The 25,273-nt window shown below is 67.0% G+C and carries 18 protein-coding genes; 7 read left to right on the top strand and 11 right to left on the bottom strand.

All coding sequences use genetic code 11. The annotated features are described in order from the left end of the window. Positions 1–47 precede the first annotated feature (47 nt). Both O3I_RS20500 and O3I_RS20495 read right to left on the bottom strand, forming a co-directional pair. A complete protein-coding gene (locus O3I_RS20500; RefSeq protein ID WP_041564078.1) occupies positions 48–2,327 on the bottom strand; it encodes a molybdopterin guanine dinucleotide-containing S/N-oxide reductase in 2,280 nt (759 codons plus the stop codon). A gap of 74 nt (positions 2,328–2,401) precedes the next feature. After that, positions 2,402–3,040: a nitroreductase family deazaflavin-dependent oxidoreductase gene (locus O3I_RS20495; protein ID WP_237748338.1), complete on the bottom strand. Its 639-nt coding sequence runs from the start codon at positions 3,038–3,040 to the stop codon at positions 2,402–2,404. Between O3I_RS20495 and O3I_RS43895 the strand changes: the two genes are divergently transcribed. Next, a complete protein-coding gene (locus O3I_RS43895) occupies positions 3,039–3,614 on the top strand; it encodes a nitroreductase/quinone reductase family protein (RefSeq protein WP_014984881.1) in 576 nt (191 codons plus the stop codon). The genes O3I_RS20495 and O3I_RS43895 overlap by 2 nt on opposite strands. 23 nt (positions 3,615–3,637) lie before the next feature. Here O3I_RS43895 and O3I_RS20485 read toward each other — a convergent pair whose 3' ends face one another. After that, positions 3,638–4,114 (bottom strand): hypothetical protein, encoded by a 477-nt coding sequence (locus tag O3I_RS20485; protein ID WP_014984880.1) that lies wholly within the window; start codon positions 4,112–4,114, stop codon positions 3,638–3,640. 269 nt (positions 4,115–4,383) lie between these two features. On the opposite strand from O3I_RS20485, the gene O3I_RS20480 reads away from it, so the two are divergent. The 4 genes from O3I_RS20480 to O3I_RS20465 all read left to right on the top strand — a co-directional run bounded on the left by O3I_RS20480 (position 4,384) and on the right by O3I_RS20465 (position 9,620). Then, positions 4,384–6,699 (top strand): MMPL family transporter, encoded by a 2,316-nt coding sequence (locus O3I_RS20480; RefSeq protein WP_014984879.1) that lies wholly within the window; start codon positions 4,384–4,386, stop codon positions 6,697–6,699. An 87-nt stretch (positions 6,700–6,786) separates the two neighbouring features. Further along, positions 6,787–7,725, top strand: a complete 939-nt coding sequence (locus tag O3I_RS20475; protein WP_014984878.1) for a TIGR03621 family F420-dependent LLM class oxidoreductase — start codon at positions 6,787–6,789, stop codon at positions 7,723–7,725. Between the two features lie 372 nt (positions 7,726–8,097). Further along, positions 8,098–9,423 carry a family 1 glycosylhydrolase gene (locus O3I_RS20470; RefSeq protein ID WP_014984877.1) on the top strand — a complete coding sequence of 442 codons (1,326 nt, stop codon included), beginning with the start codon at positions 8,098–8,100 and terminating at the stop codon, positions 9,421–9,423. Beyond that, on the top strand, positions 9,420–9,620 hold the full coding sequence (locus tag O3I_RS20465; RefSeq protein WP_014984876.1) for a hypothetical protein: 201 nt from the start codon (positions 9,420–9,422) through the stop codon (positions 9,618–9,620). The genes O3I_RS20470 and O3I_RS20465 overlap by 4 nt, the downstream gene beginning before the upstream one ends. A 6-nt stretch (positions 9,621–9,626) precedes the next feature. Here the strand turns inward: O3I_RS20465 and O3I_RS20460 are convergent, their stop codons facing one another. Continuing rightward, entirely contained in the window at positions 9,627–10,325 is a 699-nt protein-coding gene (locus O3I_RS20460; RefSeq protein WP_014984875.1) for a TetR/AcrR family transcriptional regulator, read from the bottom strand. Positions 10,326–10,489: 164 nt separating this feature from the next. Here O3I_RS20460 and O3I_RS20455 point away from each other — a divergent pair, with 164 nt between their 5' ends. Next, positions 10,490–12,211 carry an FAD-dependent oxidoreductase gene (locus O3I_RS20455; RefSeq protein WP_014984874.1) on the top strand — a complete coding sequence of 574 codons (1,722 nt, stop codon included), beginning with the start codon at positions 10,490–10,492 and terminating at the stop codon, positions 12,209–12,211. Positions 12,212–12,310: 99 nt separating this feature from the next. On the opposite strand, the gene O3I_RS20450 is transcribed toward O3I_RS20455, so the two are convergent. From O3I_RS20450 to O3I_RS20420, 7 genes are read right to left on the bottom strand one after another with little or no spacing between them, the layout of a single operon-like run. Next, positions 12,311–12,616, bottom strand: a complete 306-nt coding sequence (locus tag O3I_RS20450) for a hypothetical protein (RefSeq protein WP_014984873.1) — start codon at positions 12,614–12,616, stop codon at positions 12,311–12,313. Between the two features lie 28 nt (positions 12,617–12,644). Continuing rightward, complete coding sequence (locus O3I_RS20445) at positions 12,645–13,454, bottom strand: ESX secretion-associated protein EspG (RefSeq protein WP_014984872.1); 810 nt, start codon at positions 13,452–13,454, stop codon at positions 12,645–12,647. After that, positions 13,451–16,006 carry a hypothetical protein gene (locus tag O3I_RS42790; protein ID WP_014984871.1) on the bottom strand — a complete coding sequence of 852 codons (2,556 nt, stop codon included), beginning with the start codon at positions 16,004–16,006 and terminating at the stop codon, positions 13,451–13,453. The genes O3I_RS20445 and O3I_RS42790 overlap by 4 nt, the downstream gene beginning before the upstream one ends. Continuing rightward, positions 15,999–21,950, bottom strand: coding sequence for a hypothetical protein (locus O3I_RS20435; RefSeq protein ID WP_014984870.1), 5,952 nt, complete (start codon positions 21,948–21,950; stop codon positions 15,999–16,001). Before O3I_RS20435 ends, O3I_RS42790 begins: the two co-directional genes overlap by 8 nt. A 12-nt stretch (positions 21,951–21,962) precedes the next feature. Next, positions 21,963–22,457: a YbaB/EbfC family nucleoid-associated protein gene (locus tag O3I_RS20430; RefSeq protein ID WP_014984869.1), complete on the bottom strand. Its 495-nt coding sequence runs from the start codon at positions 22,455–22,457 to the stop codon at positions 21,963–21,965. A gap of 34 nt (positions 22,458–22,491) precedes the next feature. Continuing rightward, complete coding sequence (locus O3I_RS20425) at positions 22,492–22,869, bottom strand: WXG100 family type VII secretion target (RefSeq protein WP_014984868.1); 378 nt, start codon at positions 22,867–22,869, stop codon at positions 22,492–22,494. A gap of 43 nt (positions 22,870–22,912) precedes the next feature. Continuing rightward, positions 22,913–24,568, bottom strand: coding sequence for a hypothetical protein (locus O3I_RS20420; RefSeq protein WP_014984867.1), 1,656 nt, complete (start codon positions 24,566–24,568; stop codon positions 22,913–22,915). Between the two features lie 237 nt (positions 24,569–24,805). Between O3I_RS20420 and O3I_RS20415 the strand changes: the two genes are divergently transcribed. Beyond that, on the top strand, positions 24,806–25,270 hold the full coding sequence (locus O3I_RS20415; protein ID WP_014984866.1) for a YbaB/EbfC family nucleoid-associated protein: 465 nt from the start codon (positions 24,806–24,808) through the stop codon (positions 25,268–25,270). Positions 25,271–25,273 lie beyond the last annotated feature (3 nt).

The raw sequence follows: 25,273 nt of genomic DNA, 5'->3' as shown, positions 1-25,273 counted from the left end.
TCCCGCCGGGCTCCTCGGCCACGCCGTCACAAAACCTGTCGCACCGCTTACCGAACGATGGCAGGCGCCTGCGTGACACTCAGCGGCGGGAGCGCACCTTCGTAACGTTCGACCTGCACCAGAGACAACTGACCGGTGCAACCTTGGGACAGGGCCGAGGAGGGCCGGTCCGGCGTCAAGGCGTTCGGATTGCCGTGCCGGCAGAAGGTCGAATCGGCGGGATCGGGGTCGTACCAGGCACCGGTCGACAGCTGCGCGACACCGGGCCGGACCGCGTCGTCGACGACGAGCCCGGCCAGGCAGCTGCCACGGCGACTGACGAGGCGGACCACGTCACCGGAACGCAGGCCGCGCGCGGCGGCGTCGTCCGGGTGCAACCGAACCGGTTCGCGCCCAGCGACTTTCGTGGACTGACTGAACTCGCCGACATCGAGTTGACTGTGCAGCTTCGACCGCGGCTGATTCGCGACCAACTGCAACGGGAATTCCGCGGCGTCCGGAGCCCCCAACCATTCCTCGGGTTCGAGCCACACCGGATGCCCAGGGCAATCGGCATACCCGAAACCGGCGATGGTCTCGGAGCAGATCTCGATCTTGCCGGTGGGCGTGCCCAGCGGAAACCGCTCCGGATCGGCCCGGAACTGCGCCCCGAGCACCTGGTCCGGGTCCGGAATCGGCAACTCCAATTGCCCACTCGCCCAGAAGGTGTCGAAATCGGGCAGCGCGTGCTCGGCGAACCGCAGCCGCCACTCCTCATACAGGTGCCGCAACCACTCCTCGACCGTGCGCCCCTCACCGAACTCCTTGCCGACCCCGAGCCGCTCGGCCAGGTCGGCGAAAACGGCGTAGTCGTCGCGCGCCTGACCGTGCGGCCGGGTGAGCGCCTTCATCGCGAAGAACACCCGGTCGTTCTCGCCCGCACCGTAATCGTCGCGCTCGATCGACATCGTCGAGGGCAACACGATATCCGCGTGCCGGGCGGTCGCCGACCAGAACGGATCGTGCACCACCACCGTCTCCGGCCGGGTGAACGCCTCACGCAAACGAGCCAGATCCTGGTGGTGGTGAAAGGGATTCCCGCCGCACCAGTACACCAGCCGGATATCGGGATAGACCAGACGCTGACCGTTGTAATCGAACGGCCGACCGGGCTCGAGCAGCATGTCGGCGATCCTGGCCACCGGGATGAACGTCGTCACCGGGTTCAGTCCCTGCGGCAACCGCGGCGGCGAGAACGCCCGCGCCGGCTCCCCCAGACTCGCCGCCGAACCATACCCGTGCCCGAAACCACCACCGGGCAAACCGATTTGGCCCAGCATCGCGGCCAGCACCACGCCCAACCACAGCGGCTGTTCCCCGTATTGTGCTCGTTGCAGCGACCAGCTGACCGTCACCAGGGTCCGCGCCGTCGCCATCTCCCGCGCCAGCGACCGGATCCGCTCGGCCGCCACCCCCGTGATCGGCGCGGCCCATTCCGGCGCTTTGACGATCCCGTCCGTGTCCCCGCGCACATAGCCGATGAAGCGGTCGTAGCCGACGGTGTACTTGTCCAGGAACTCTCGATCCGCCGACCCGTCCGCGTCCAGCACCTGCGCCAGCGCCAACATCAGCGCCGCGTCACTACCGGGCCGGGCCGCGATCCACTCCGGCTGCGCCTCGGCCGGAATATCGTCACGCAACGGCGACACCGACACGAACCGGCAGCCGCGCGTCCGCGCGGCCCCGATCCACCCCTTCGTATTGTGCCGAGACACCCCGCCCGGCGAGACCGCCGCGTTCTTCGGCGACAGCCCACCGAACGCCACCACCAGCTCCGAGTGTTCGGCCAGCACCGATTTCGAGGTCGCCTGCTGCATCACCCAGCCGAGATCGCCGATCACATACGGCAGCAGCACCTGCGAAACACCCAGGCTGTAGCTGTTGACGTGATATACGTACCCGCCGAGGCAGTTGAGGAACCGGTGCACCTGACTCTGCGCATGATGGAACCGTCCCGCGCTCGCCCACCCGTAGGACCCGCCGTACACCGACTCCGCCCCGTGCTCGCGATACACCCGGCCCAATTCGCCGGACAACAGCTCGAGCGCGGTCTCCCAGGACACCGGCACGAACGGCTCCGCGCCCCGCCCCGGCGCGCCCGGCCCGTGCTCGAGCCACCCCTGCCGCACATACGGTTGATCGATCCGCGTCGGATGATGCTGTGCGGAAGCCACATTGTCGATCAACGACATCGGCTCCGGATCCTCGCGCCACGGCCGCACCGCCGTCAGCCGCTCACCGTCGCTGTCCGCCTCGAAGGCTCCCCAGTGCGTCAGATGCGTGGTCATCACCTCACCGTAGCCGGGCCCGCCGCCGCACGGCATGCCACCGAATCCACCGGCGACACGCCTTCCGAGGCGAATCAGCGGCGACGCAACAAGAACATCCGGAACTGCCGGCCACCCGACAGCTCGTACTCCATCTCGTACCCCGGCCAGAACTCCACCGCCAGATCCCACGCGGGTTTGCGCTCGACACCGGTCAGCTCGGTGACCGTCACCTCGAACTGCTCACCCCGATGCCGGACCGTGGCCGTCGTCGCGGCGCGCAGATTCGCCGACCAGACCGGATGTTTCGCACTGCCCCAATTCGAGCCGATGACCAGGAAATCCGCGCCCAGCGGCACATACAGCAGCGACGTCGTGCGCGGGATACCGGTCTTTCGACCCGCGACGGTGATCTCGATCGAGGGCAACCCGGCCAGATCCAGCACGCCCTTACGTCCGCCGGTCCAGCGCCGAATCGTCCGCTCCACCGGCAACACGACCGGCGCGCCCCGCATCACCCAGCGTTGGCGGGCCAACTGTCGAGCGAACGACGGCAACGGATTCGACACCATCCTCGAATCCTGACACGTCTTCGTCCGGCACCGGCCCCGGCAGGCCGCGACGAGGGCGATCTCACATCCGCCCAGGCCCGCAAAGACGTTGACGGACAACACCGCCCGCCGATCGCCGAATCCGGCCCGAATCCCCGGCCCGGAGCGCACGATGGTAACCATGGACGACTCCGCCACCGGTCCCGCCGCGGCGGACAGCGCGCGCCGACACGACATCCGACGCGCCGCGGCGGCCGAAGCCGGTAAACACACCGTGCTCATCCGCACGCAACGCTCGGGCCGCATCCTCAGCGCCATGATGATGCCGTGGTTCCGGCTGCGTCCGCCGCGGGGCTACGGTGTCCTGACCACCACCGGCCGCAGTACCGGCAAGCCGCGAGCCAAATGCGTGCGCGTGTTCCGCCACGACAACCGGGCCTATCTGGTTCAACTCGTGCCGCCGCACCTGGCCGTCGATCGCCCCGCGGCCGCCAGCGGCTGGCTGCTCAATCTGCGCGCCGACCCCCGATGCCGACTTCGCCTGCCCGACGGCGTCTTCGACGGCACCGCCCGCGACATCACCGACCCCACCGAGCGGGTCATCGCCCGCACCATCCTGTGCGAACCGGTCACACCCACCGATTACGGCGAATGCGCCGTGCATCGGCGTGGCCTGCCGTCTCGCACGAAAATCCAAGCGCTGCACCGGTACTGGTTCGACACCGGCAACCCGATCGTGATCGAACTGCATCCCTGAGGGGCCGGGGCGCAGGCTCATGATCAGATCAGGGCGATCGCGGCGGTCAGTCCGCCGAGCGCGATGGTTTGCAGCGCGACCCGAGCGGGGATGACGCTGTCCCACTTGTCTTGCAGCGCACGCGCATTCGGCGGAGTGGTACCGGCCTGCGCGGCCGCGGTCTGCACCGTGTTGACCGGCTTGGCGACTCGCACGTAGACGAGCAACCAGATCACCAAGGCGGCCACCGCGATTCCCGCCGCGACCGCCGCGGCGAACTGGCCACCGATCGCCGCCAGCACGACCGTCAGCACCGCGGTGATCACACCGCCCGCACCGAACACCGGCATCCGGCGGTCGCCGTAGTAGTGCCCCCAACCCGCCGACGCCGTCAGGGTGCTGTCGTCCATCCGCGCGTACACCGCGCGCGTGACCAGGGCGTAGCACGCGTCGGTGCCGTAGATGACCGCGTTGGCGAGCACCGAGACGATGGCGACGACCTGGGCGACTGTGCTGAACATGAGTGGACTCCGTCTGTAGATCTAGCGTTGCTAATCAATCTAGCATCACTAGATCATTGCTGTGCAACCCAGAATCGAAAAGACGTCGGAGACACCACCTAGCTACCATCCGGCAACCACTTTCCGGCGAGCAGTCCCGCACCGCCGGTACTTTGGAGAGCGCGCACATCGGGCGCGACCCACCGGAAAGGACCCAGACACTTGACGATCGGTGCCTCGAGGCCGCACACCACCCACCCGTCCGGCCGGCACCGCCGGAGGGGCTGCTGATGTTCGCACGCTGGGGGGACCTCGTCCATCGATTCCGGTTCATCGTCATCGCCGTCGTCGGCGCGGGCATGCTCGCCCTCGGCGCCTACGGCTACGACCTCGGGAACCATCTCGGCGCCAGCGGCTTCGACGACCCGACCTCGGAATCCGCGCACGCCGCCCGCACCGCCGACGCGGCATTCGGCCGCGACCACAGCGCCGACGTCATCGTGCTCTACACCGCGCCACCCGGCGTATCACTCGACGATCCGGACTTCAGCGCAAAGATCATCGACAACCTCAACCGGCTCCCCCGCGAACATCCGCAGATCGACCGGGTCAACGGCGCCTACTGGCAAACCGAGAACGCGCCGGCCCAGCCGAGCTTCTTCGGCAAGCCGGAGAAAAACCGCGCCTTCGCCTCCATCGCCATCAAAGGCGAGAACGACACCGACATCGTCAACAACTTCCGCGCCGTCAAAGACGCCTTCTACATCCCCGGCGTCGACGTCCAGGTCGCCGGGCTGCAACCGGTCGCGGGCGCGCTCACCGACACCCTCGCCGACGACCTGCACCGCATGGAGCTGCTCGCCCTGCCCGCCGTCGCGATCCTGCTCTTCTTCGTCTTCGGCGGCCTCGTCGCCGCCGCGCTGCCACTGGTCCTGGGCGGCCTCACCATCATCAGCGCGAACGGCATCGTCCGCTTCATCACCGAATTCACCCAGGTCAACTCGTTCGTCTCCAGCGTCGTCACCATGATCGGCCTCGGCCTGGCCATCGACTACGGCCTGTTCATCGTCAGCCGCTTCCGCGAAGAGATCGCCGAAGGCTACGACACCCCCACCGCTGTGCGCCGCACCGTGATGACCGCCGGCCGCACCGTCGTCTTCTCCGCCACCATGATCGTCACCAGCCTCGGCGGCATGCTCTTCTTCCCGCAGGGCTTCCTGCGCTCGCTCGCCTACGGCTCCATCGCGACGGTCTCCCTCGCCGCACTCTCCGCGATCACCATCCTGCCCGCGATCCTCGGCATCCTCGGCCCGCGCGTCGATCTGCTCGGCGTCAAACGTTTCAGCCGCAGCAAAACCGCCGACGAAGTCGAGAACGGGCTCTGGGGCCGCAGCACCCGCTGGGTCATGCAGCACCCCACCAAGATCGCCATCCCGATCAGCATCGGCCTGCTCATCCTGATCATCCCGGTCAAGAACATCGCCTTCGGCACCTTCAGCGAAACCTACTTACCGCCCGACCACGCCACGCGCATCGCCCAGCACGAATTCGACACCACCTTCCCGCTGCGCAAATCCGACCCCGTCCAACTCGTCTTCGTCACCGAGGACACCGACGAGAACCGTCAAGCGCACCGCAACGCCATCGGCGCGGTGATCAAACAGGCGAGCCAGGCACCCGGCCTCGCCGAGCAAAGACCAGGTGTGCCAGGCCAATTCGCCACCCCGAAAGCCTCGACCAGCCAACCTGGTGTCTACCGCAGCGAAGCGACACTAGCCGACTCCACCGACACCGCCGCGGCCAACGCCACCATCGACTACCTGCGCTCGATGGACGTACCCGGCGACATCACCGTGCTCGTCGGCGGCCAGCCCGCGATCAAGAAGGACACCATCGACGGCATGCTCGGCCGCATCCCGTTCATGGTCGTCGTGGTGCTACTGCTCACCACCCTGCTCATGTTCCTGACCTTCGGCTCCCTGGTGCTGCCGATCAAAGCCGCACTCATGAGCGTGCTCGGCCTCGGCTCCACCCTCGGCATCCTCACCCTCATCTTCATCGACGGCCACGGCGCGAGCCTGCTCAACTTCACCCCGCAACCGATCCAAGCCAACGTGCTCATCCTGATCATCGCGATCATCTACGGGCTCTCCACCGACTACGAGGTATTCCTGTTGTCCCGCATGGTCGAAGCGCGCGCGAAGGGCGCCACGACCACCGAGGCCATCCGGATCGGCACCGCGCACACCGGCGGCATCATCACCGCCGCCGCGCTCATCCTGCTCGTCGTCACGGGCGCCTTCGCCTTCTCCGACCTGGTGATGATGCAGTACATCGCTTACGGCATGATCGCCGCGCTCTTCATCGACGCCACCATCCTGCGCATGCTCCTCGTGCCCGCGGTCATGAAACTGCTCGGCGACGACTGCTGGTGGGCACCGGCCTGGATGAAACGCCTCCAGCAACGCGTCGGCCTCGGCGAACCCGTTCTCGACGACGAACATCCCACCACGCGCGGCATGGCCGACCTGGTCGAGACCACACCGGTGACCGACCCGGTCACGGTCCGGCTCCCCGTCGTCGAGGCCGACCAGGTCCGGCGCTGACGACCCGAATCTGCTGTCAGCAGACCGACGTTCGGTTCGCGCGCGCGTCGAATTAGCGTGGGCACCCTTCGAAAAGGGAGGTCGAGTATGCCCACACCGATCAAGTTCTCCATGGCCGCGGACGTGGCCGGCATCGACTCGCTGCCGGACTTCGCCCGCGGCTGCGAAGCCGACGGTTTCGACGCGTTGATGGTCCCCGATCATCCTGGCGCGTTCGCCGCACCGTTCGTCGCACTCGCCGCCGCAGCGACCGCCACCGCGACGATCAAGCTCGGTACCAACGTCGTCAACGCGGGCATGTGGGAACCGTTCCTGCTGGCCGGCGAGGTCGCCACGCTCGACCTTCTCTCCGGTGGGCGCGCGGTCTTCGGGATCGGCGCCGGGCACACCCCGGCGGAATGGACCATGCAAGGCCGCGAACACCCTTCCGCGGCAGCGCGAGTCGCGCGGATGATCGAGGTCGGCGACACGACCAGGCGGCTGCTCGCCGGTGAAACGGTCACCTTCGCCGGCGAGCACGTGCGGCTCCAGGACGCGGTGCTCGACCGGCCGCGCCCGATCCAGGCGCCGATCCCGGTCCTCGTGGGCGGCAACGGAGACCGCGTCCTGCGCTACGCCGCCGACATCGCCGATATCGTCGGCTTCTCCGGGCTCGGCCGCACCCTGCCCGACGGGCACCGGCACGAAACCCGCTGGAGCCGGGCAGAGATCGACGCGCAGGTAGCGAAGGTGCACGAGGCCACGGCCGCGAACGGGCGCACACCCGCCCTCGAAGCCCTTGTGCAACACGTCGAGATCACCGACGACGCCGAGGCCGCCTGCGCGCGCTTGGCCGCGGAGATACCGACCACGACGGCCGCCGAACTGCTGAGTGCCCCGTACGTGCTGATCGGCACGGTGGACGAGCTGGTCACCGAGCTACGTGGCCACCAGCAGCGTTGGGGTTTCGATCGATTCGTGATGCGTGCGCCCGCACGAGAGGCTGGTGCACAGCTGTTGGCGGCGCTCGCCGCGAAGGCAAGTTAGCAGGCGGCCGCACCTCCTTTTCTGTGCTGGTGAGGTTGTGTGGGAGGTGCGGTGCGCTGGTAGGTGGTGTGTGGCGTCGGTTGAATGAGTGGCTTTATATGTTTAGATGCGCATATCTACGTAAGTAGATGTTTTTTCAGGTCTATAACCAGAGGTGCTCGCTCACTCATTCATTCGAAAGGATCGCCGGCCCAACACGCGCCTTCCGCCCAAGGAACCCCCTTCCTCCCCTGGCCCGCCGACCGACCCGACTGCTGCCCGCACTCCCCCACCACGGCTTCTACGACGGCGATCACCCCGAAACGGACATTCGACCAGTTACGCTGTCCCCCAAGGTTCCCAGCGCCCCCATCGCGTTGAACAGGAGTTCTGATGCGAGCACAGCGTCGTCGCTTCTCGGCCGGCCTGATCGTCGCCGCCGTCGCCCTGCTCGTCGCGGGCACGGCCACCGCAGGCGCCCGGCCGGAACCACCGGCACGGATCGCTCCGCTGGACGCCGAGTTCCTGTGGGGCGTCGCCGCATCCGGCTATCAGGCGGAGGGTCATGCTCCCGACAGCAATTGGTCGCGCTACGTCGCGGAGGGCAAAACCGCTGACCCGTACGGTGATTCGATCGACTTCTACACCCGGTACCGGTCGGACATCGCGTTGGCGGCGCAGCTCGGCGTCAAGGTGTACCGGATCGGCCTCGAATGGGCGCGCGTACAACCGCGGCCCGGCACTTGGGATCCCGCGGGTCTGCGTTTCTACGACGATGTCGTGGCCGCCATCGTCCAAGCCGGTATGCGGCCGATGCTGACGATCGATCACTGGGTGTATCCGGGCTGGGCGGTAGATCGCGGCGGCTGGCGCAATGCGGGCATCGTCGAGGACTGGCTGGCCAATGCGCGCGCCCTGGTCGATCGCTACGCGGCGCGCGACCCGCTGTGGGTCACCTTCAACGAGCCGACCTTCTACATCGTCAACGAACTGCGCAAAGGCGGGCTGTCGCCGCTCGACGTGCCCGCGATGCACGATCGAATCGCGCGGGCGCACAACGGCATCTACGACTACATCCATCAGGTGCAGCCGGGCGCGCTGGTCACCAGCAACGTCGCGTACATCCCCACCGGCGAGGACCTGATCAACAAGCCGCTCATCGATCGCATCGGCGCCCGCCTGGATTACATCGGCATCGACTACTACTACGGCCTGTCCCCGGAGACACTGCTAGCTGGCCCGCCCGACTTCGAGCGGCTCTGGACACAGCCGCTGCAGCCGGAGGGCATCTACTACGCTTTGCAGCACTACGCTCGGCAGTTCCCGGGAAAGCCGCTCTACATCGTCGAGAATGGCATGCCGACCGAGAACGGCGCCCCGCGCGCCGACGGGTATACCCGCGCCGACAATCTCCGCGACACCGTCTACTGGCTGCAACGCGCGAAAGCCGACGGCATGAATCTCATCGGCTACAACTACTGGAGCCTCACCGACAACTACGAATGGGGCTCCTACACAACGCGATTCGGCCTCTATACCGTCGATGTCCGCACCGATCCCACGCTCACCCGCAAGCCGACCGACGCGGTCGCCGCCTATACCGCCATCACCGGCGCCGGCGGAGTGCCACCGGACTACCGGCCCACCCGAGCACCCAAACCCTGCTCGCTCGTCGACGCCCTGGCCAGCTGCACCGACCCGGTCACGCTCCCCCGATGACCGAAACCCCGGATCCCACTTCGACTCTGCGCCGCTGGGCAGATTCCGGCGCGATCTGGCGGGTGCTCGCGCGCACCACCACACGGGTGACCGTCGGCCTGTTCGAGTGCACCGGTGGCCAAGAGGTCGACCGCATCACCTCCACCGACCCTGCCCTGCTGCGCTTCCTCGGCGATCGCTGGAGCAGCGAAGACTGACCTCGCTCAGCGCCGGTGGCCGAGCATGTCGAGCAGCGCGTCCACCTGCTGATCGAACAGGTCGGTGCGGTCGGTGAAGGTGTCCGTGCCGTACATGTCGAAGACGTCGGCGCTCACGGCACCGAAGAGGCTCGCCCAGAAGGTGATGCCGCGGGCGAACAGCCAATCCGGCAGGGGCAGTTCGAATTCACCGCGGATCCGGTCGAAATCGGCTGCGAGGGTGACCGATACGGTGGGCTCGGGCCGCGGGGTGGTCAGCTGACCGGCCAGGTAGGCGCGGGCGAACAGACCCTGCAAGGTGGTGATCACCCGGGTGCCGGGCGTCATCGTCTGCTCGGCGGGCGCGTCGTAGCCGGGCACGGGCGTGCCGAAAAGCAGTCCGTAGCGGGCGGGTTCGGCATGCGCCCAGCGGCGCACCGAGTGGCACAGGGTGCGGATCTGTTCGATCGGGTCGTCGGGCGCCGCCGCCAGGTCGGCGTCCACGGCGTCGCCGAGCGCGTTGTAGCCGTCGATCACCAGCAGCGTGAGCAGTTCGTCGCGGCTGCGCACATAGCGATAGACCGCCGAGGACACCACGCCCAGATCGCGCGCGACAGCACGCAAGGACAAGGCCGCGGCGCCCTCCGAGGCGAGATGCTCGCGGCCGATGCGGACTATGTCGTTCATGGTCTGCGCTCTGGCACGCGCACGCGGGGTCGTCGGCATACCCCACCGTGCAATATTCCGAGAGCACTGTCAACAACAGCGAGCGCCGCTCTGCAAAGTACCGGGCGCGGGGACGAATCGGCCGGACCCGCCCTGGTTCGGCGCACAAGCTACTCGGTAGTAGTGTTAGCCGAGTCACTGGCGACACTATCGAGGAGTTCACCATGGACCAGCGGACGACGGATTTCGACGTCCTCATCGTCGGCTCCGGCTTCGGTGGCAGCGTCACCGCACTGCGGCTGGTCGAGAAGGGCTACAAGGTCGGCGTACTGGAGGCGGGCCAGCGGTTCGCCGACGACGAACTGCCCAAGACCAGCTGGGAACTGAAGAAGTTCCTCTGGGCGCCCAAACTCGGCTGCTACGGCATCCAGCGCATCCACCTGCTGCGCGATGTCCTGATCCTCGGCGGTGCGGGCGTCGGCGGCGGCTCGCTGAACTACGCCAATACGCTCTACGTGCCGCCGGCGCCGTTCTTCCAGGACGCGCAGTGGCGCGAGATCACCGACTGGCAGGCCGAGCTGGCGCCGTACTACGAGCAGGCACAGAAGATGCTCGGCGTGGTGCGCAACCCGCACATGACACCGGCCGACGAGGTGTTCAAACAGGTCGCCGAGGACCTCGGGGTCGGCGACACCTTCGTGCAGACGCCGGTCGGCGTGTTCTTCGGTGAGCCCGGAAAGACCGTCACCGACCCGTATTTCGGCGGCGTCGGCCCGGAGCGCACCGGCTGCATCGAATGCGGCGACTGCATGGTGGGCTGCAAGTACGGCGCGAAGAACACCCTCGTGAAGAACTACCTCTACCTCGCGGAAAAGGCAGGCGCGCAGGTCATTCCGATGACCACAGTGACCGATCTGCGGCCACACCCGGACGGCACCTGGGACGTCTCCACCGCCCGCACCGGTGCCTGGCTGCGCAAGCAGCCCAAGACCTACACCGCCGCCAACGTAGTACTCGCCGCGGGCACCCGGGGCACCCAGAAGCTGCTGTTCGAGATGCAGGACAAGGGCGCGCTCACCGAGCTGTCGCCGCGCCTCGGCCAGCTGACCCGCACCAACTCCGAATCGATCGTCGGTGCCGCGACCAAAAAGGTCACGCCCGGTGTCGATTTCACCAAGGGCGTGGCGATCACCTCGTCCATCCATCCCACGCCGGACACCCATATCGAGCCGGTCCGCTACGGCAAGGGCTCCAACGCCATGGGCCTGTTGCAGACGCTGATGGTGGACGGCGGCGGCCGGATTCCGCGCTGGCTGCGCTTCCTGGGCCTGGTGCTGCGGCATCCGATGAACCTGCTGAGCTTCCTGAGCACCAAGAACTGGAGCGAGCGGACCATCATCTCGCTCGTCATGCAGCACTTGGACAATTCGATCACCACCTACACCAAGCGCGGGTTGTTCGGCCGCAAGATGACCAGCAAACAGGGCCATGGCGAACCGAATCCGACGTGGATTCCGATGGGCAACAACGTGACCCGGCGGGTGGCCGAAAAGATCGGCGGCATCGCGGGCGGCAGCTGGGGTGAGATCTTCAATATCCCGCTCACCGCACACTTCCTGGGCGGCGCGGTGATCGGCGCCGACGCCGAGCACGGCGTAATCGACGGTTACCACCGCGTGTACGGTTACCCGACCCTGAGCGTCGTCGACGGCGCGGCGGTATCGGCGAACCTCGGCGTCAATCCGTCGCTCACCATCACCGCCCAGGCCGAACGCGCCGCCGCCTACTGGCCGAACAAGGGCGAGCTCGACATCAGGCCGCCGCTCGGCGCCGGCTACCGGCAGATCCCCCCGGTCGCCCCCGCCAAGCCGGTCGTGCCCGCGAACGCCCCTGCCGCACTGGTACTTCCGATCGTGCAGATCAGGGAGACGCCGGCCGCGGGCTGAGGCTCCCCCGGACGCGCCGTCCGGATGCCTGATCCCACCGTGGATCTCTGCATCCGGACAGCGTGGCCCGTCAGCGCTCGTGCGCGAGCCGAGGCGCGATCACTTCCCGCCGTCCATGTCGTCCATCTTGGTCGCGGCGTCGCGCATGCCCTTACTGAACTTCTTCGCGGAGTCGGCCATGTTGTCGCCGCCGGTCAGCAAGTTCTTCGAGGACGTGCCGTAGCCCTTGTCGCCCTTGACGAATTTGTCGCCGTAGTCGTCACTGCCCCACGGTTCGCCTTGGGCGTTCAGGTTGTTCCGCAGGGTGGCGATGATGTCGCCGGTCTTGCCGCCGACCCCGTCCATTTTGGTTGCGGCCTGCCGTAACAGCGCGGTGTCCACGCGGATTCTGCGATTCTCGGTCATGATGCTCTCCTGCCTTGCTGCTCCGAACTCAGTATCGGTCCTCGGGACGTCCTGTTTCCCAATGTGATTCGACACGTTCCATCAGGTTGTCGATGTCCTGCTGGATCCGCCACGCCAGTAGCCGTCGGCTGATGGCGCGCGCGACCGGGTTCTCGTCCAGCGACATCACGTACCGGCCGTCGCCGGTCACGTCACGCCACATCACCGTCGTCTCTTGAATTCCGCGCGGACCGTACTTCGAACGGCCCTGCGCCACTGTGATCACACCGGTCAGGTCGGCCCGCTGTTCGAAGAATTGCTGGGTGCGGTACACCGGCCGATCCTCGATATCGTCCTGGACGAAGCTGCGCCCCCAGCTCGGTGCGATGTGCTCCTGCGGGTCGGTGACGATTGGAATGTCCGGCAGGCGACCGGCTTCCACATTCGGCAGGGAACGCACCACCGCGACGCCCAACGATTGCGGATCACACTCGGTGACCACGACCATCGGCGAGTCGTAGGTGAGATCACCCAACGCCTGTTCGAACACGAACCCGTGCAGACCTGCCCGTCCGGCATGCACGCGCAACGCCTTGCTCGTGTCGTTGGCGTCGTGCTCGTCCCAACTACGCGCCAGCACATACAGTTCGGGCGCGCTCAGCACCTGGACCACACCGTTGAACGAGCCGTCCAAACGACGCTGCAGCTCTTGCCACACCACGCGTTTACGGCGCTCCAACTCGTCGGTCATCATCGTCTCGTCGCTCTGGAAAAGCAGCGGCCGCGGCATCGAGCCACCGCGATACTGGTCGCACAGCACCAGGAATTCGAGCGCGGTGAACTTCCACTGCTGCGTCACGGCTCGATCACCGGCTTCGATCGCGCGATGTCCGGCCCGAGGGCGTCATCCATGTTGTTCACCGAATCGAGGAACTTGCCCCGCTTGTACTCCCCGCCCGCGCCCTGACCGCCGGGCCCAGGCCCAGGGCCCATGGGCATGCCCGCAGAGGAGGCACCGGGTCCGGGCGCGGATTGCGCCATGTTCACGCCGGGGTTGATCGCCGCCCGCGGGAACAACTTCGACGAATCGGCCGGGTTGGCTTGGGTGTGCGCGTTGAGCGGCGTATTGATGTCGCCACCGGGGCCGGGCCCCGGGCCGCCACCGCCGGCGAGTCCGGCACCGTTCTTCAGCAAGGTCGACAGATCGCTCGGGACCGCGTCGCTGTAGGACGCCATACTCATCGGCTGCAGTTCGCCGAGACCCGGGATGCCGAGCATGCCGTTGGACGCCAGTCCGGCGATCATCTCGGTGCCGGTCTTCACAACATCGCCGATCGTCTTCGTGATCCCGCTCAATCCGTCGGCCAGCGCCTTGATCAGGTCCGCGCCGCCCGGCGTCTGCGGCAGCACCCGGCCGAGATCGCGCAACGTTTCCGGGCTCAGGTTCCGCAAGGTCTCCGGATCCAGGTTCTTCAAGGTTTCCGGGTTCAGGTGCTTCAAGCCCTCGGGGCTGAGACCGTTCATGATGTCGGCCCCGAACCGCTTGAGGTCCTCCGGACTCATCCCCTTCAGCAGATCGGAACCCAGCTTCTGCAAGCCCTCCGGCGTCATCTGCTTGAGCAGTTCCGGGCTCAGGCCACCGAGCAGCCCCGCGCCGATCTTCTGCAACGCCTCCGGACTCAGATCCTTCAGCGGATTCTCGCCCCGGAGCAGCTTGTTCAGCAGGTCCTCGGGCGAGCCCTTGGGCGGCTGGACACCGTTCGGCTGCTTCGTCGGCGGATAGTCGGGCTTTCGTTGTTCCGGGACCTTCTGCTGCGGCTCCGGGATATTCGGGATGTTGTGGTTCGTGGGTCCGGGTCCGCTGCTGCCGCTCTGGCCCGAATTGCCGCTGCCACCGGAATTGTTGCCCGAGCTGTCCTTGCTGCCATCGCCGCCACCGTAACCGGAGGGGTTGACCTTCTTGTTCTCCGGACCCGGCCCGCTCGACCCGCCGCTGTTCTGGCCCGCGCTGTCGCCTAGCCCCTGCTTGTGACCGTCTTCGTAGCCGCCCTTGTAGTTGGGGCTGTTCTTGTCGATGTTGCCGGGACCACCGCTGTTGCCGCTACCCCCGCTGTTTCCACTGCCGCCGCTGTTGCCACTGCCACTGCCGTTGCCGTTCCCGTTGGCCTTGGCTTTGGCATCCTCCTGCCCCTGCTTGTAACCGTCCTGGTAGCCGGCCTTGTACTCGGGGCTGTTCTTATCGATATTTCCGTTGTTGTTCCCGTTGCCGTTGTTGTTGCCGCTGCCGTTGTTGTTGCCGCTGCCGTTGTTGTTGCCGTTCCCGTTGTTGTTGCCGTTGTTGTTCCCGTTACCGCCACCTTCGTTCTTCTTCTCCTCCGGCTTCTTCTCCTCCGGCGGCGGCTCCTTGACCTTGCCGACCCCGACCACCGGCGGCATCGCCTTCACCGCACCTTCGATGCCCGGCCGGTAGACGGCCGCGTAGGTCGCGCGATAGCCGTCGAGCCAGCCCTCCCGCTTGCAGTGTGGGTGGGAGCCCCCCCACGTATGACTGGGGGTGTCGTTGTACATGGCGTAGATCCACTTCGAGCAATACACCAGATTCGTGCTCAGATTCGTCATCGTGTCGACCAGAGCCTTGGAACCTTCGGTGAAACGCGTCACCGCCTTCATGGCGAGGTCGGCACCGTCACCGGTCCACATCTCAGCCTTGACCTGCTTCAGGTAGCCGTTCAGCTCCTCCAGGTCATCGCCGAGTTTCTCCGCCAGCCAGCTATACCGGAAACCGGCGTTGTATGCCGTGTGGTCACTACCTTCGAGCGCTTGGTGGAATTCATGGAACTTATCCCAACCCCAGCCTTCACCCGCCTCGATCGCAATCGGGTTGCCGCTGTCCGCGCTCGGCGGCGGTGCTGGAGCGGTGGGATGCTCGCCGCGTCCGGGCGGGCTCAGATTGCTCGGCGGGTCCGCCTTCGGCGCGATCTTATCGACCTTCTGCAGGTCACCGATCTTATCGAACCCGGCCTTGTTGGTGTCCTCGGTCGACAAGTAGAACTTGCACGAACGGATGAACGTGTCACCCATGTCCTCCATGGTCCATTTCATGAGATCCATGGCTTCGATGACATCGGTGGCCTTCTGTTCGAAACGTCGCGTCAGCGACTTACCACCGGATTCGTTGGAAAAGTCCCGCATCTTGTCCATGTACGAGTCATGGATGTACTGCTTGTACCAGTCGAGCTTGCCGATCATGTCGTGGCAGGCCTGCGCGCACAGGGCGAAGACTTTGGGGTCGAGCCCCACCGTGTTGGCCTTCAACCCGCCCGCGTCCGCCTTCGCGCGCAAGTCCTTCCAGTCCTGACGACTCGTCTTGCTGTCGTCGTCGATCGTCGAGCCCTTTTTTTCGTCAGCCATCTGTGGTGCTCCTTGTGGTCTTCGTCGTCGTTCGCGTGTCGATCACCGGTTCGGTTACCGCGGCCGAAGCCCCCAAAGTGAAGGGGACATCGGCGGTTTCGTCGGGTCCGGCACGCTGCTCGGGTGCCTCGAATGGCGAGGGCAGCAGAAACGGTTTCGGTGCTTTGCGCTGTTTGTCCTTCTTGCGCGGCCGGCGGGACTGTTTCGGCGGCGATCCGGCGGCATTGCCGGAAGATGCCGAGCCGGGCGGCGTCGCCCCCGGTGGCGTCATGCCGGGCGACGCCATGCCTGGAGACGCCGGAGTCCCGGTGGGCGAAGAAGATCCCGACTGCGCATGGCCGTCTTGCAGCGGGGACGCGGGCGGGCGCAGCGGTGTCGTCCCGTGCGTTCCGTCCCGCTCCGATGCGGAATCTCCGTGCTGCTCCGGGATTTTCGAATGCTCGGGTCCAGACGTTTGATCCGAGTTCCGCGCCCCGCCCGCATCGGTTCCGTGCGCGCCCGATCGCTCACCCGAGCCCGGTGTGTTCGACTGATCGCCACTACCGGTGCGCCCGGACGAGTCCGCGCCATCCTTCGTGGTCGAGCGATTGTCGGCCCCGGAGGCGTCCGCGTTGTCGCCGACACCGGAGTGCTTGCCGGGCGCATTCGAATTGCTCTCGCCACCAGTGTTTCTCGAATCACCGGGCTGTTGCCGATCCGAACCATGCTGCGCACCGGTGCGATCCGACGTCTTGCCGCCGTCGGTCGTGCCCGATCGCTCCGACGCACCCGTCCGGTCGGCGCCGGTCGAATCGTGCTGTTGGCCTGAGTTGTTTCCCGTGCCGGGGCGGTTCGAATAGCCCGACTGATTCGCTCCTCGCTGCTGGCCTGTCCCGTCGGTGCCCGCGCCGCCGGTACCCGCACCTGTCCCGCCGGTAACCGCACCGTTCAGGCGGTCGAGAGCGGCGCGCAGTGCGGACGGGTCAGGCCGGACCGGGCCGTTCGCGCCGCCGGCGGATGGCGAACCCGAATCGCCTTGGGAACCACCGAAGGGCGATTGCATGCCTGTTCCGGACCCCAGCCGCCAGAAGTCCGGCGACGGCCCGTCCTGCCCCGTCGTCTCCTCGCCCGAACCGGTCTGCTCCGACGGCCCGAGCGAGCCCTCCCCGCCCGGCGGCAGCATCCCGTCCGCGCCGTGCAGGTTCTGCAGCATCCGCGACAACATCTCCGGGTCCAGTTGCGGAGGTTGCTGCTCCTCCGGCGGCGTCTGGTCGTCGCCCGACGAGTCGCGATCGGCACCGCCGTCTCCGGATACCTCGCCGTCACCGGAATCGCGCGGACCGTCGGTGTTGGAACCGCCTCCGTCGCCCGATCCGCCGGAGGAACCACCGACGTCACCGGAACCACCGCCATCCCCCGACTGCCGGCGGTCGTCGTTCCTGCCCGGTCCAGAACTCCGAACGTGCTCCCCCGGACCAGGATTCACCGCCCCGTCGGCACCCGACGGCCCCTGCACCTCCGTGTTCGGCGGCCCCGACTCATTCCGATCCTGCGGCCCCCAGTAGTACTCGTCCGACGGACCCCAATAATCCTGATCCGGCGAACCCCAGTAGAACTGCTGCGCCGAATCCCAAGGGAGGTCGTCCGGCGGCACCTGCATGCCCTTGTACTTCAGCTCGTCCTTGTACTCCTGCGGAATCCAGTCTTCGGTGTCCGGCGCGGTCGGCGCGTTATAGGGATCGGGCATCGGATCGTTCTCGGTGATGCGAGGCGGTCGTGGTTTGGCAGTGAGGTCCTGGCCCTGGACGTAGCCGCTCGGCGGATCGGCCGGCGACGCGACGGTGCCGTCCGGATCGGCGACGTGCACCTTGTTCTTGTCGTCGACCGTCCAGGTGGTGCCGTCCGGCCTGCTGCCCCACGCGGTCTGGTTCTCCGTAACCCGGACCGCTCCGTCCCCGCGAATCTCGCACACCTCGGTACCGTCGACGAAAGCCGTTCCGTCCCTGCGAATCCCACGCACGGTGCCGTCGCCATCGGTAAAACGGACGCCGCGGGGCCCGATCTCGGAGACAGACCCGTCTTCGTGCACGACTCGCAGACCCTGCGGCGTGCGTTCCAACTGCGCGCCGTTCGACAGCTCGATCGGTTCGTTCAACGGTCGCGACTCGGTCTGTCCGTTCGGCGCGGTGACGCGCACCGAGCCACGCGGTCCCCGCTCGTACACCGTGCCGTCGCTGTCGAACACCTTGGTGCCCTTGGGCGAAGACTCGAAGCCGGTACCGTCGGGCCGGTCCATCTGGATGGTGCCCTGTTTGCGGGGGCCGTCCTGATCGAACCCGCCGAGCCGATCGCGCAACCCGATGTTCAGGGTGTCGTTCTGGTCGTAATGGAGAACTGTTCCGTCGGGATGCTCGGTGCGCCCGCCGCCCTGCACGTCCCTACCGTCGAACACCACATGTTTGGTGTTGTCGGGCAGTTCGACCGTGACGGCCCCATTGGGTTCGACGGTCTGCTTGGTCCCGTCCGGGCCGGTGATCACGGTGGGCCTGCCGGGCCCGGACTCGACCACGGTGCCGTCCACCTTGTACACGGTCTTCTCACCGGTTGGCGAGAGGAATTCCGTTGTACCGTCCGGCTTCACGGTTGTGGTCCAGCCGTCCGGCGACTTCGTCCGCACCGAGCCGTCCTCGAACAGGGTGTGCGAGACCTGATCCGGCCGGGTGAAGGTCGGCGACTGGATGCCGCCGCGCTCCCCTGCCTTGCCGCCGGTGCGGTCCGCCGGGCCGGTGCCATCCGGGCCGACGAACACGATCCCGTACTCGGCACCGATCTTCATCAGCTGCGGATCGTCGGGGCGACCCACCAGGATCGACCCGTCCTCGCCGATGACATGCCGGGTGCCGTCCGGCGAGGTGACGACGACGTTGCCGTCCCCGTCGCGTTCCCGACCGGCCTGGTCGTTCGGCACGACGTACACCGTGTCGTCTGGCTTGGTGACCACGGTCGGGCCGTCCGGGCGGGTCTGCACGCTGGTGCCGTCCGGATCGATCCGGGTCCGGTCGTCCCACGGCGAACGGAACTCCGCGCTCCCGTCGCGGTTGACGGTCGTCGTCGACCCGTCCGGTGCGGTCGTGCGCACCGAGCCGTCGGGCAGCACCGTGTGCTGGGTGCCGTCACCGCGGCCGAAACCGAACTCGCTGCGGGACGGCCCCTTCGGCGCATCGGACCGCGGACCAGGTTCTGCCACAGTGCGATTGCCGTTGTTGGGCACGAACTCGACCGAATTGTCCGGCCCGATCTTGACCAGGGTCGGGTCGTCGGGACGGCCGATGACGATGTTCCCCTGCGCGTCGACCCGATGTTCGGTGCCGTCGGGTGAGGTGATCCGCACCTCGTTCCCTTCGCGCACCCAATTGGGGTGTTCCCCATCGCCTTCGAAGACCCGGTCGCCACGGGCATCCGGGACATCGGTGTCGTGCCCGCGCGGTCCACCCGGGTCCGAAAGCTGGTCCGGTCGAACGGAGGGCCGCGGTGTGGGGCGGTCGCCCTCGGGTGCCGGAGTCGGGCGCTCGCCCGGCCGCTGCGCCGAACCGCTCGCCGACGAATCGGCATCATGCGATCGAGGCGACACACCCGCGCTCACGTTCGGCTCCGGCCCACGCCGCACCGGCGGCGACTGATCGCCGGGGCCAGGGTGCGGTAGTGCGGGACGCGGCTGCTTCGGGATGTTCGAATTCGGCTCCGAGGCGGGCGAACGATGTTGTTGCCCTTCGGGGTTCACGCCTACGGTGCGCCGTGGCGGCTGATCCGACCCGCTCGAGGTCTCCGAGCCGGCGGACGACCGCGGCGACTGACTCGAACCACCCGAACCCGATTCTGCGGCAACAGGTGACCGTGGCGGCGTATTGGTCGAGCCCGCTTCCGCAGCGACAGACGAGCGCGGCGGCTGCCCCGTACCACTCGAACTCGCCTCCGAACCGGCAGCGGACCGCGGTGGCTGACCCGACCCGGTCGAACTCACATCCGACACCGCGGACGACCGCGGCGACTGACCCGAACCCACCGAACTCACATCCGACACCGAAGCAGGCGGACGCGGCGGTTGGCCCGACCCGACCGAACTCACATCCGACACCGCGGACGACCGCGGCGACTGTCCCGAGCCCACCGAACTCACGTCTGACACAGCGGAAGACCGCGGCGGCTGTCCGGAACCCACCGAACTCACATCCGACACCGAAGCGGGCGGGCGCGGCGGTTGTCCCGAAACACTGCCCGTTTGCGAGGACGCCCCCGACGAAGACCGGCTGCCGTCCTCCGACGGCAGGCGTTGCCACTGCGACGAACCATCGCCACCGAGCACCGGACGTGCACCGAATTGGCCACCGCCACTGTTTCCGGAACTGCCCACCGACCGTTCGCTCGGCGGGCCGATCACCGACGAATTGCGGCTGTCGCCGGACAACGAGCCCGACGAGGACGAACCCGAGGGCGACGAGCCGTTCGAGACGGACGAATTACCGTTGTGCAACAACGGAGTCGAGGATGCGGGGAACGCACCGCGGCCGTCGCCGGAGCCGAACGACCGGTTCGTCGACGAACCCGACGACTGCCCGTCACCGTTGCGGCCGCCCTGGGATCCGTTGCCGGAGGACGTCGAGCCGTTCCGACCGGAATCGCCGAAACCACCCGGCTGGCTACCGTTGTGGGTATTCGCCGGGTATCCCTGCCCGTTGGTCCACGAGTTGCCGTTCGAGTCCCTGCGCAGGTCACCGTCCGGCGACGGATCAAGCGGTCCCCCGGTCCTGCTGTCGGACGACCCGGCGGGGAAGGTCGCGGGCGGCTCGTCGTAGCGCGATCCGTTCCCGCCGGGCCGCGGCTGGGACGAGGTACCGTCGCCGCCGAAACCATCACGGACACCGTTGTTTTCGAACCTGCCGGGGTCGAACGAGGAACCGTCGCGCCCGGGCACATGGCCCGCCCCGCCCGGAGACTTCCAATCGATCTCGAAGCTCCGGTTGTCGAGCCGGTTGATGCCGACGAAACCCTTGAAGCCGCCCGTGATCCCGCCGCGGGCGGCGCCGCCGACCCAGCCGGCCGGGTTGCCGAGCGTCCCCGCCCAATCACCGGTGACCACTGCGGCACCGATACTGCCGAAGCCGTATTCCACGGTGCCGGAACCGATTCCCACGACCGCGCCGTTCAAGCCCCGCACCCAGGGGTTACCGATCTTGTCCCCCGCGAACTTGATCGTGTATTTGTTGATGCCGTTGGCCGCGATCCGGCCGAACGGCGCACCGGCGCCGCCGGAGACCACCGCCGCGCCGAACTGCTCCCAGCCGAAATGCTTGCGATGCCCGGCGGCCATCTGACCGAGTTGCACGGCGGCGTCGATCCCGCCGGAGATCAGCATGGCCTCGAGGATCTTCAGGATCCAGTTCTTGCTGAGTCCGGCGAACTTCTCGCCGAAGACCGACAGCACCTTCGCCAGGATTCGATTCTGCAACTGGGTCCGCACGCGGCGTAGGGCGGTTTGGGTGGCCACTTGCGCGGCCGCCTCCTCTATCGGTGCGGTCGGCGGAAACCTCCACGCCCAAGCGATTTCGATGACCAACGCGATCAACGAGATGATCGTGGTGAGCTTCGCGGCTTCGATCTGCGTGCCGAAATCGAAGGTGGCGTCGGAGATTTGATCCATGAACTTCGCCAGCGACTCCATCGACTGATCACCGACGAGCATCTGGTCGAACATCGCGGCGATCTTCTCCCCGCCCGCGCCTTCGGGATAGGCGGCGACCGCGGTACGTTTGGCGTCCTCGATATCCGGAATCACCGTTCGCAGCGCGGTGGCGGCGTCCTTGTAGGCGTCCGAGACCGCCCAGACCTTGTCCTCGTCACCCTCGGGCCACGTACCACCGGCGATCCAACCCAACCAGCTCAACTCTGGCGGCAGATACAGACTCATCCCGCAACGACCTCAATCGTCGAGATCACTGACCACCGACCGGCGCCCGCGCGGCTGCACGTCCCCGAACACCGTGCCCTCGTCGTCGTACCGGCGTTCCGGGGAATTCGGCGGTGCGGTCGACACCACCGGTGGGGTCGGAATCATCGACCTGGTATCCGGGACACCCTCGATCAGGTCCGACAGGTGCGGCAACCTGGCCTTGCGCTCGCGCAACGGCTCCATCAGCAGTCGGCCCTGCTCGTGCACCTTCTTGGCGGCGGCCTGCACGGCCTCGGTCATCGCCCCGGCGATCTCGCTGTGGCTCAGGTCGCCGATATCGTCGGCGAACTTGGTTTCGATCAGAATGCCATCGGCATTGACGGTCACCGTGATCCGCTTGTCGCACGCGGTCACGGTCGCGGTGAGCCGGGCACGGTCGCGATGCAGCTTCGCCAGACCCTGCATCTGTTCCGACATCGCCTCCATCATCATCGCGGCATCGGCCCGCAACCGCTCATTCGCCACCAGAAGCCTTTCGATCGTTTCGGATCACGTCCGCCTAGCCGCGTTCCATTCGATCGGGCTGCGTCTGCCGCATGAGCGAGACCATTCGTTTGGCCCGCGGCCGCAGGTTGTCGGCCATTTCCTGCTCGTTCTCCTCATACAGTTTCGCCGAATCCCGCAGATTCCTCGCGTTCGCTTCGAAAACCTCGGCGACCTTGGCGATGGATTCGAAAATGCTGTCGCGGTTCTTCTTGTATCCCTTTTCGCCGTCGGCGAATTTCTTACCGCTCTTGTCGTTACCCCACGCCTCACCCTTGCTGCCGGTGGTCGACTTCAGCGTGTCCAGCAGGTGCTTCGTCTTGTCGGCGACGTCCTCGAATTTCGCAGCGGAAGCGCGCAGCCCGGTTACCTCGATCTTGACGGGTTTGGTCATCATGCTCCTTTGGTTGCGACGTCGTCGTGGGTCTGGCCTTCTGTCAGCTCATGAGAGCCAGGCCCGTCCTCGTCTGCCGCTCCATGAAGCGTTGTTCGAACCCTTCGGAGTAGACCGACGGTGGCATCGAGGAGGACGACTGTTCGATCACTCCGTCGTCGGCGATGTAGAAGAGGGCGCGGCCGATGGCGATCTCGTCCGGTTCGGTGGGCACGAAGACCATCCAGCCGACCTCGAGGCGCTCCGCGGTGAGCTGATCGAGCGGATAGCCGGTGGTATCGACACCGAGGCCGAGGATGTGCGCCCGCACCAGCGAGATCGCCCGGTCCTGCGGCAATCGCTCGATCACCGTCGCGGTGAGGCCGGCCAGCGACAGCTGGTACATGGCGCCGTCGATATTGTCGCCGGACCCATCGAACAGGGCGGTGAGGGTATCCCGGGTCACCACACCGGCTTCGGCGGCCGCGACGAGGGTGATCGCCGCCTGCCGCTGCTGCTCGGTCGGTTCGTCGACCGCCACGCCGCACACGATGTCGGCCACGGTCTGCGTCGTCCACACGCCCGGCACGGCGGCGCTGATCTGCTCGGCATCCGGTGAATCCGCGCGATGCCAACTGCCATTGGACCACCAGTAGCAAAACGACAGCATGCCTTGCGCCGCACGGGCATTGAGTACCTGATTGGCCACCCAGTCCGGCGCGCCCGCATACAGGTCGGGCAGTTCCGCGCCGTCGTTGTACGCCGCGTCGAGTTCGGGCGCGTTCCACACCCCGCCGGAGAGCACCGCCCGCCCGCCGGGCAGCACGAACAGGGTGGAGCCACTGCGCGCGGCGCCTTCGAAGATGCCGAGCGAGGGGCGAATTCGCGGGCCGAGCCCGGAGCCGACGGCGACGAAGGCCGCGGCGATCGTCGCCCAGCGGGCCCACAGCACCGGCAGCGGCGGCAGGTCGTCCCGCGAGAGCACAGCGGCGATGTTCGCGTCCCGGTCGGCGCGGGCCTGCGCGGCGGCCTGCTCGGGCGAACGCCACTGGCGCTCGTCATGGTAGACGTAGGCGGCCAGCCACACCGGGATTCGCTCGCGCGGAAACGCGGCGAGGTCGGCCTGATACGCCTCGGCGGTCAGCAGTTGATCGTCCGGGAACGGGTCGTCTCCATAGTCATAGTCGACCTCGACCTCGCCGGTGGCCTCGAGCTGGACCACCATCCGCCACCAGGGCCCGTCACCGAGCTGCGCGGAGACATCACGATGCAGCAGAACGAGTTCGGTGACCGCGGCAGGCGGCTCGGCGCGGGACACTTGCTCGTCGTCGTCGTAATACAGCACGTAAGCCACACCACCGGCGACCGTGAGCGCGAAGACCGCCTCCAGCGAGCGCCACCCTTCCGGGCCCGCCACGCCGAGTTCGCGCGCGATGCGGTGCGCGAGTTCGACCGCTTGCTCCTCGACGGCTCGCTCCGCGAGCGCCGCCGATTCGGTGGCCTGCTCTTCTTCGGCCGACCGCGCAGCCGCCGGCTGCGTCGCGTCGCCCGGGTCCGGTTCGGGTACGTCGGAATCGGCGGGCGGCTCGTGCCCGTCGGCCCCTGGTACGACGGGACTATCGGCCGCCTGCGCGCTGGGCGGGACAGCCCCGCCCAGCCGGAAGCCGACGTCGACAGCGTCGCCTTCCCCGGCCTGGTTCTGCTGCTGGGGATCGTTCATGTGCTGAATTCTTTCTCCGCAACGCCGCGTCGAGCATGTGCCACTGTTGGGATTCAACACCATGAAGGTCAGTCCGGAATAATATCCGCGTAACAGCGCACAGCCAGGGCATAACTATTACCTCATAAGGACATAATGGCGGTATTTCCGACAACACGTCGTGATAGGTTCACGCAGTAATCGATGCGTACCCGCGTATCGCGAACTCACATTTCTTCGCGGCAGGAGGAACTCGACGTGCACAACGAGCGAATCAAGGGCGACGTCACCGACCTGCTCGATACGGTCAATCAACACATTCGCTCGATCGCCGAGGTGCAGCAGAAGCGCGTCGAACTCACCGCCACCGCCACGGCGGGCAAGGGCCGGGTACGGATCACCGTCAACGCCGACGGCGTCGTGATCGACACCGAGTTCAGCGACGACATCGACGATTTGGACTATGACGAGATCGCCGACGCGGTCACCGAGGCCACCCAGGATGCCGCCGCCGAGGTCGCCCGCAAGGCCGAGGAGCTGATCGCGCCGATCCGCGATACCCGTTCCCGGCTGCCGAGCTTGTCGTCACTGGTGGAAGGCCTGCCCGACGTTCGGACGAAAACGCCGGAGCTGCAACGGGCGTCGTTCGAATCGCTCGCCGCGCGGCAGGAGCGTGCGGCCGAGCCGCAGGCCGGGCCGTGGTCGGTCACCGACCACGACTGAGGG

It is taken from the genome of Nocardia brasiliensis ATCC 700358 (assembly GCF_000250675.2).
Lineage (GTDB): Bacteria > Actinomycetota > Actinomycetes > Mycobacteriales > Mycobacteriaceae > Nocardia > Nocardia brasiliensis_B.
Note: the sequence above shows the minus strand (reverse complement) of the source record. Positions and strands in the feature narration are given on the sequence as shown.

Excerpts from the sequence above, each read along its gene's own strand:
- O3I_RS20495 (WP_237748338.1), bottom strand. The coding sequence starts at position 3,040 with ATGGTTACCATCGTGCGCTCCGGGCCGGGGATTCGGGCCGGATTCGGC.
- O3I_RS20455 (WP_014984874.1), top strand. The coding sequence starts at position 10,490 with ATGGACCAGCGGACGACGGATTTCGACGTCCTCATCGTCGGCTCCGGC.
- O3I_RS20480 (WP_014984879.1), top strand. The coding sequence starts at position 4,384 with ATGTTCGCACGCTGGGGGGACCTCGTCCATCGATTCCGGTTCATCGTC.
- O3I_RS20450 (WP_014984873.1), bottom strand. The coding sequence starts at position 12,616 with ATGACCGAGAATCGCAGAATCCGCGTGGACACCGCGCTGTTACGGCAG.
- O3I_RS20460 (WP_014984875.1), bottom strand. The coding sequence starts at position 10,325 with ATGCCGACGACCCCGCGTGCGCGTGCCAGAGCGCAGACCATGAACGAC.
- O3I_RS20435 (WP_014984870.1), bottom strand. The coding sequence starts at position 21,950 with ATGAGTCTGTATCTGCCGCCAGAGTTGAGCTGGTTGGGTTGGATCGCC.
- O3I_RS20485 (WP_014984880.1), bottom strand. The coding sequence starts at position 4,114 with ATGTTCAGCACAGTCGCCCAGGTCGTCGCCATCGTCTCGGTGCTCGCC.
- O3I_RS20475 (WP_014984878.1), top strand. The coding sequence starts at position 6,787 with ATGCCCACACCGATCAAGTTCTCCATGGCCGCGGACGTGGCCGGCATC.
- O3I_RS42790 (WP_014984871.1), bottom strand. The coding sequence starts at position 16,006 with ATGGCTGACGAAAAAAAGGGCTCGACGATCGACGACGACAGCAAGACG.
- O3I_RS20425 (WP_014984868.1), bottom strand. The coding sequence starts at position 22,869 with ATGACCAAACCCGTCAAGATCGAGGTAACCGGGCTGCGCGCTTCCGCT.
- O3I_RS20500 (WP_041564078.1), bottom strand. The coding sequence starts at position 2,327 with ATGACCACGCATCTGACGCACTGGGGAGCCTTCGAGGCGGACAGCGAC.
- O3I_RS20420 (WP_014984867.1), bottom strand. The coding sequence starts at position 24,568 with ATGAACGATCCCCAGCAGCAGAACCAGGCCGGGGAAGGCGACGCTGTC.
- O3I_RS20470 (WP_014984877.1), top strand. The coding sequence starts at position 8,098 with ATGCGAGCACAGCGTCGTCGCTTCTCGGCCGGCCTGATCGTCGCCGCC.
- O3I_RS20465 (WP_014984876.1), top strand. The coding sequence starts at position 9,420 with ATGACCGAAACCCCGGATCCCACTTCGACTCTGCGCCGCTGGGCAGAT.
- O3I_RS43895 (WP_014984881.1), top strand. The coding sequence starts at position 3,039 with ATGGACGACTCCGCCACCGGTCCCGCCGCGGCGGACAGCGCGCGCCGA.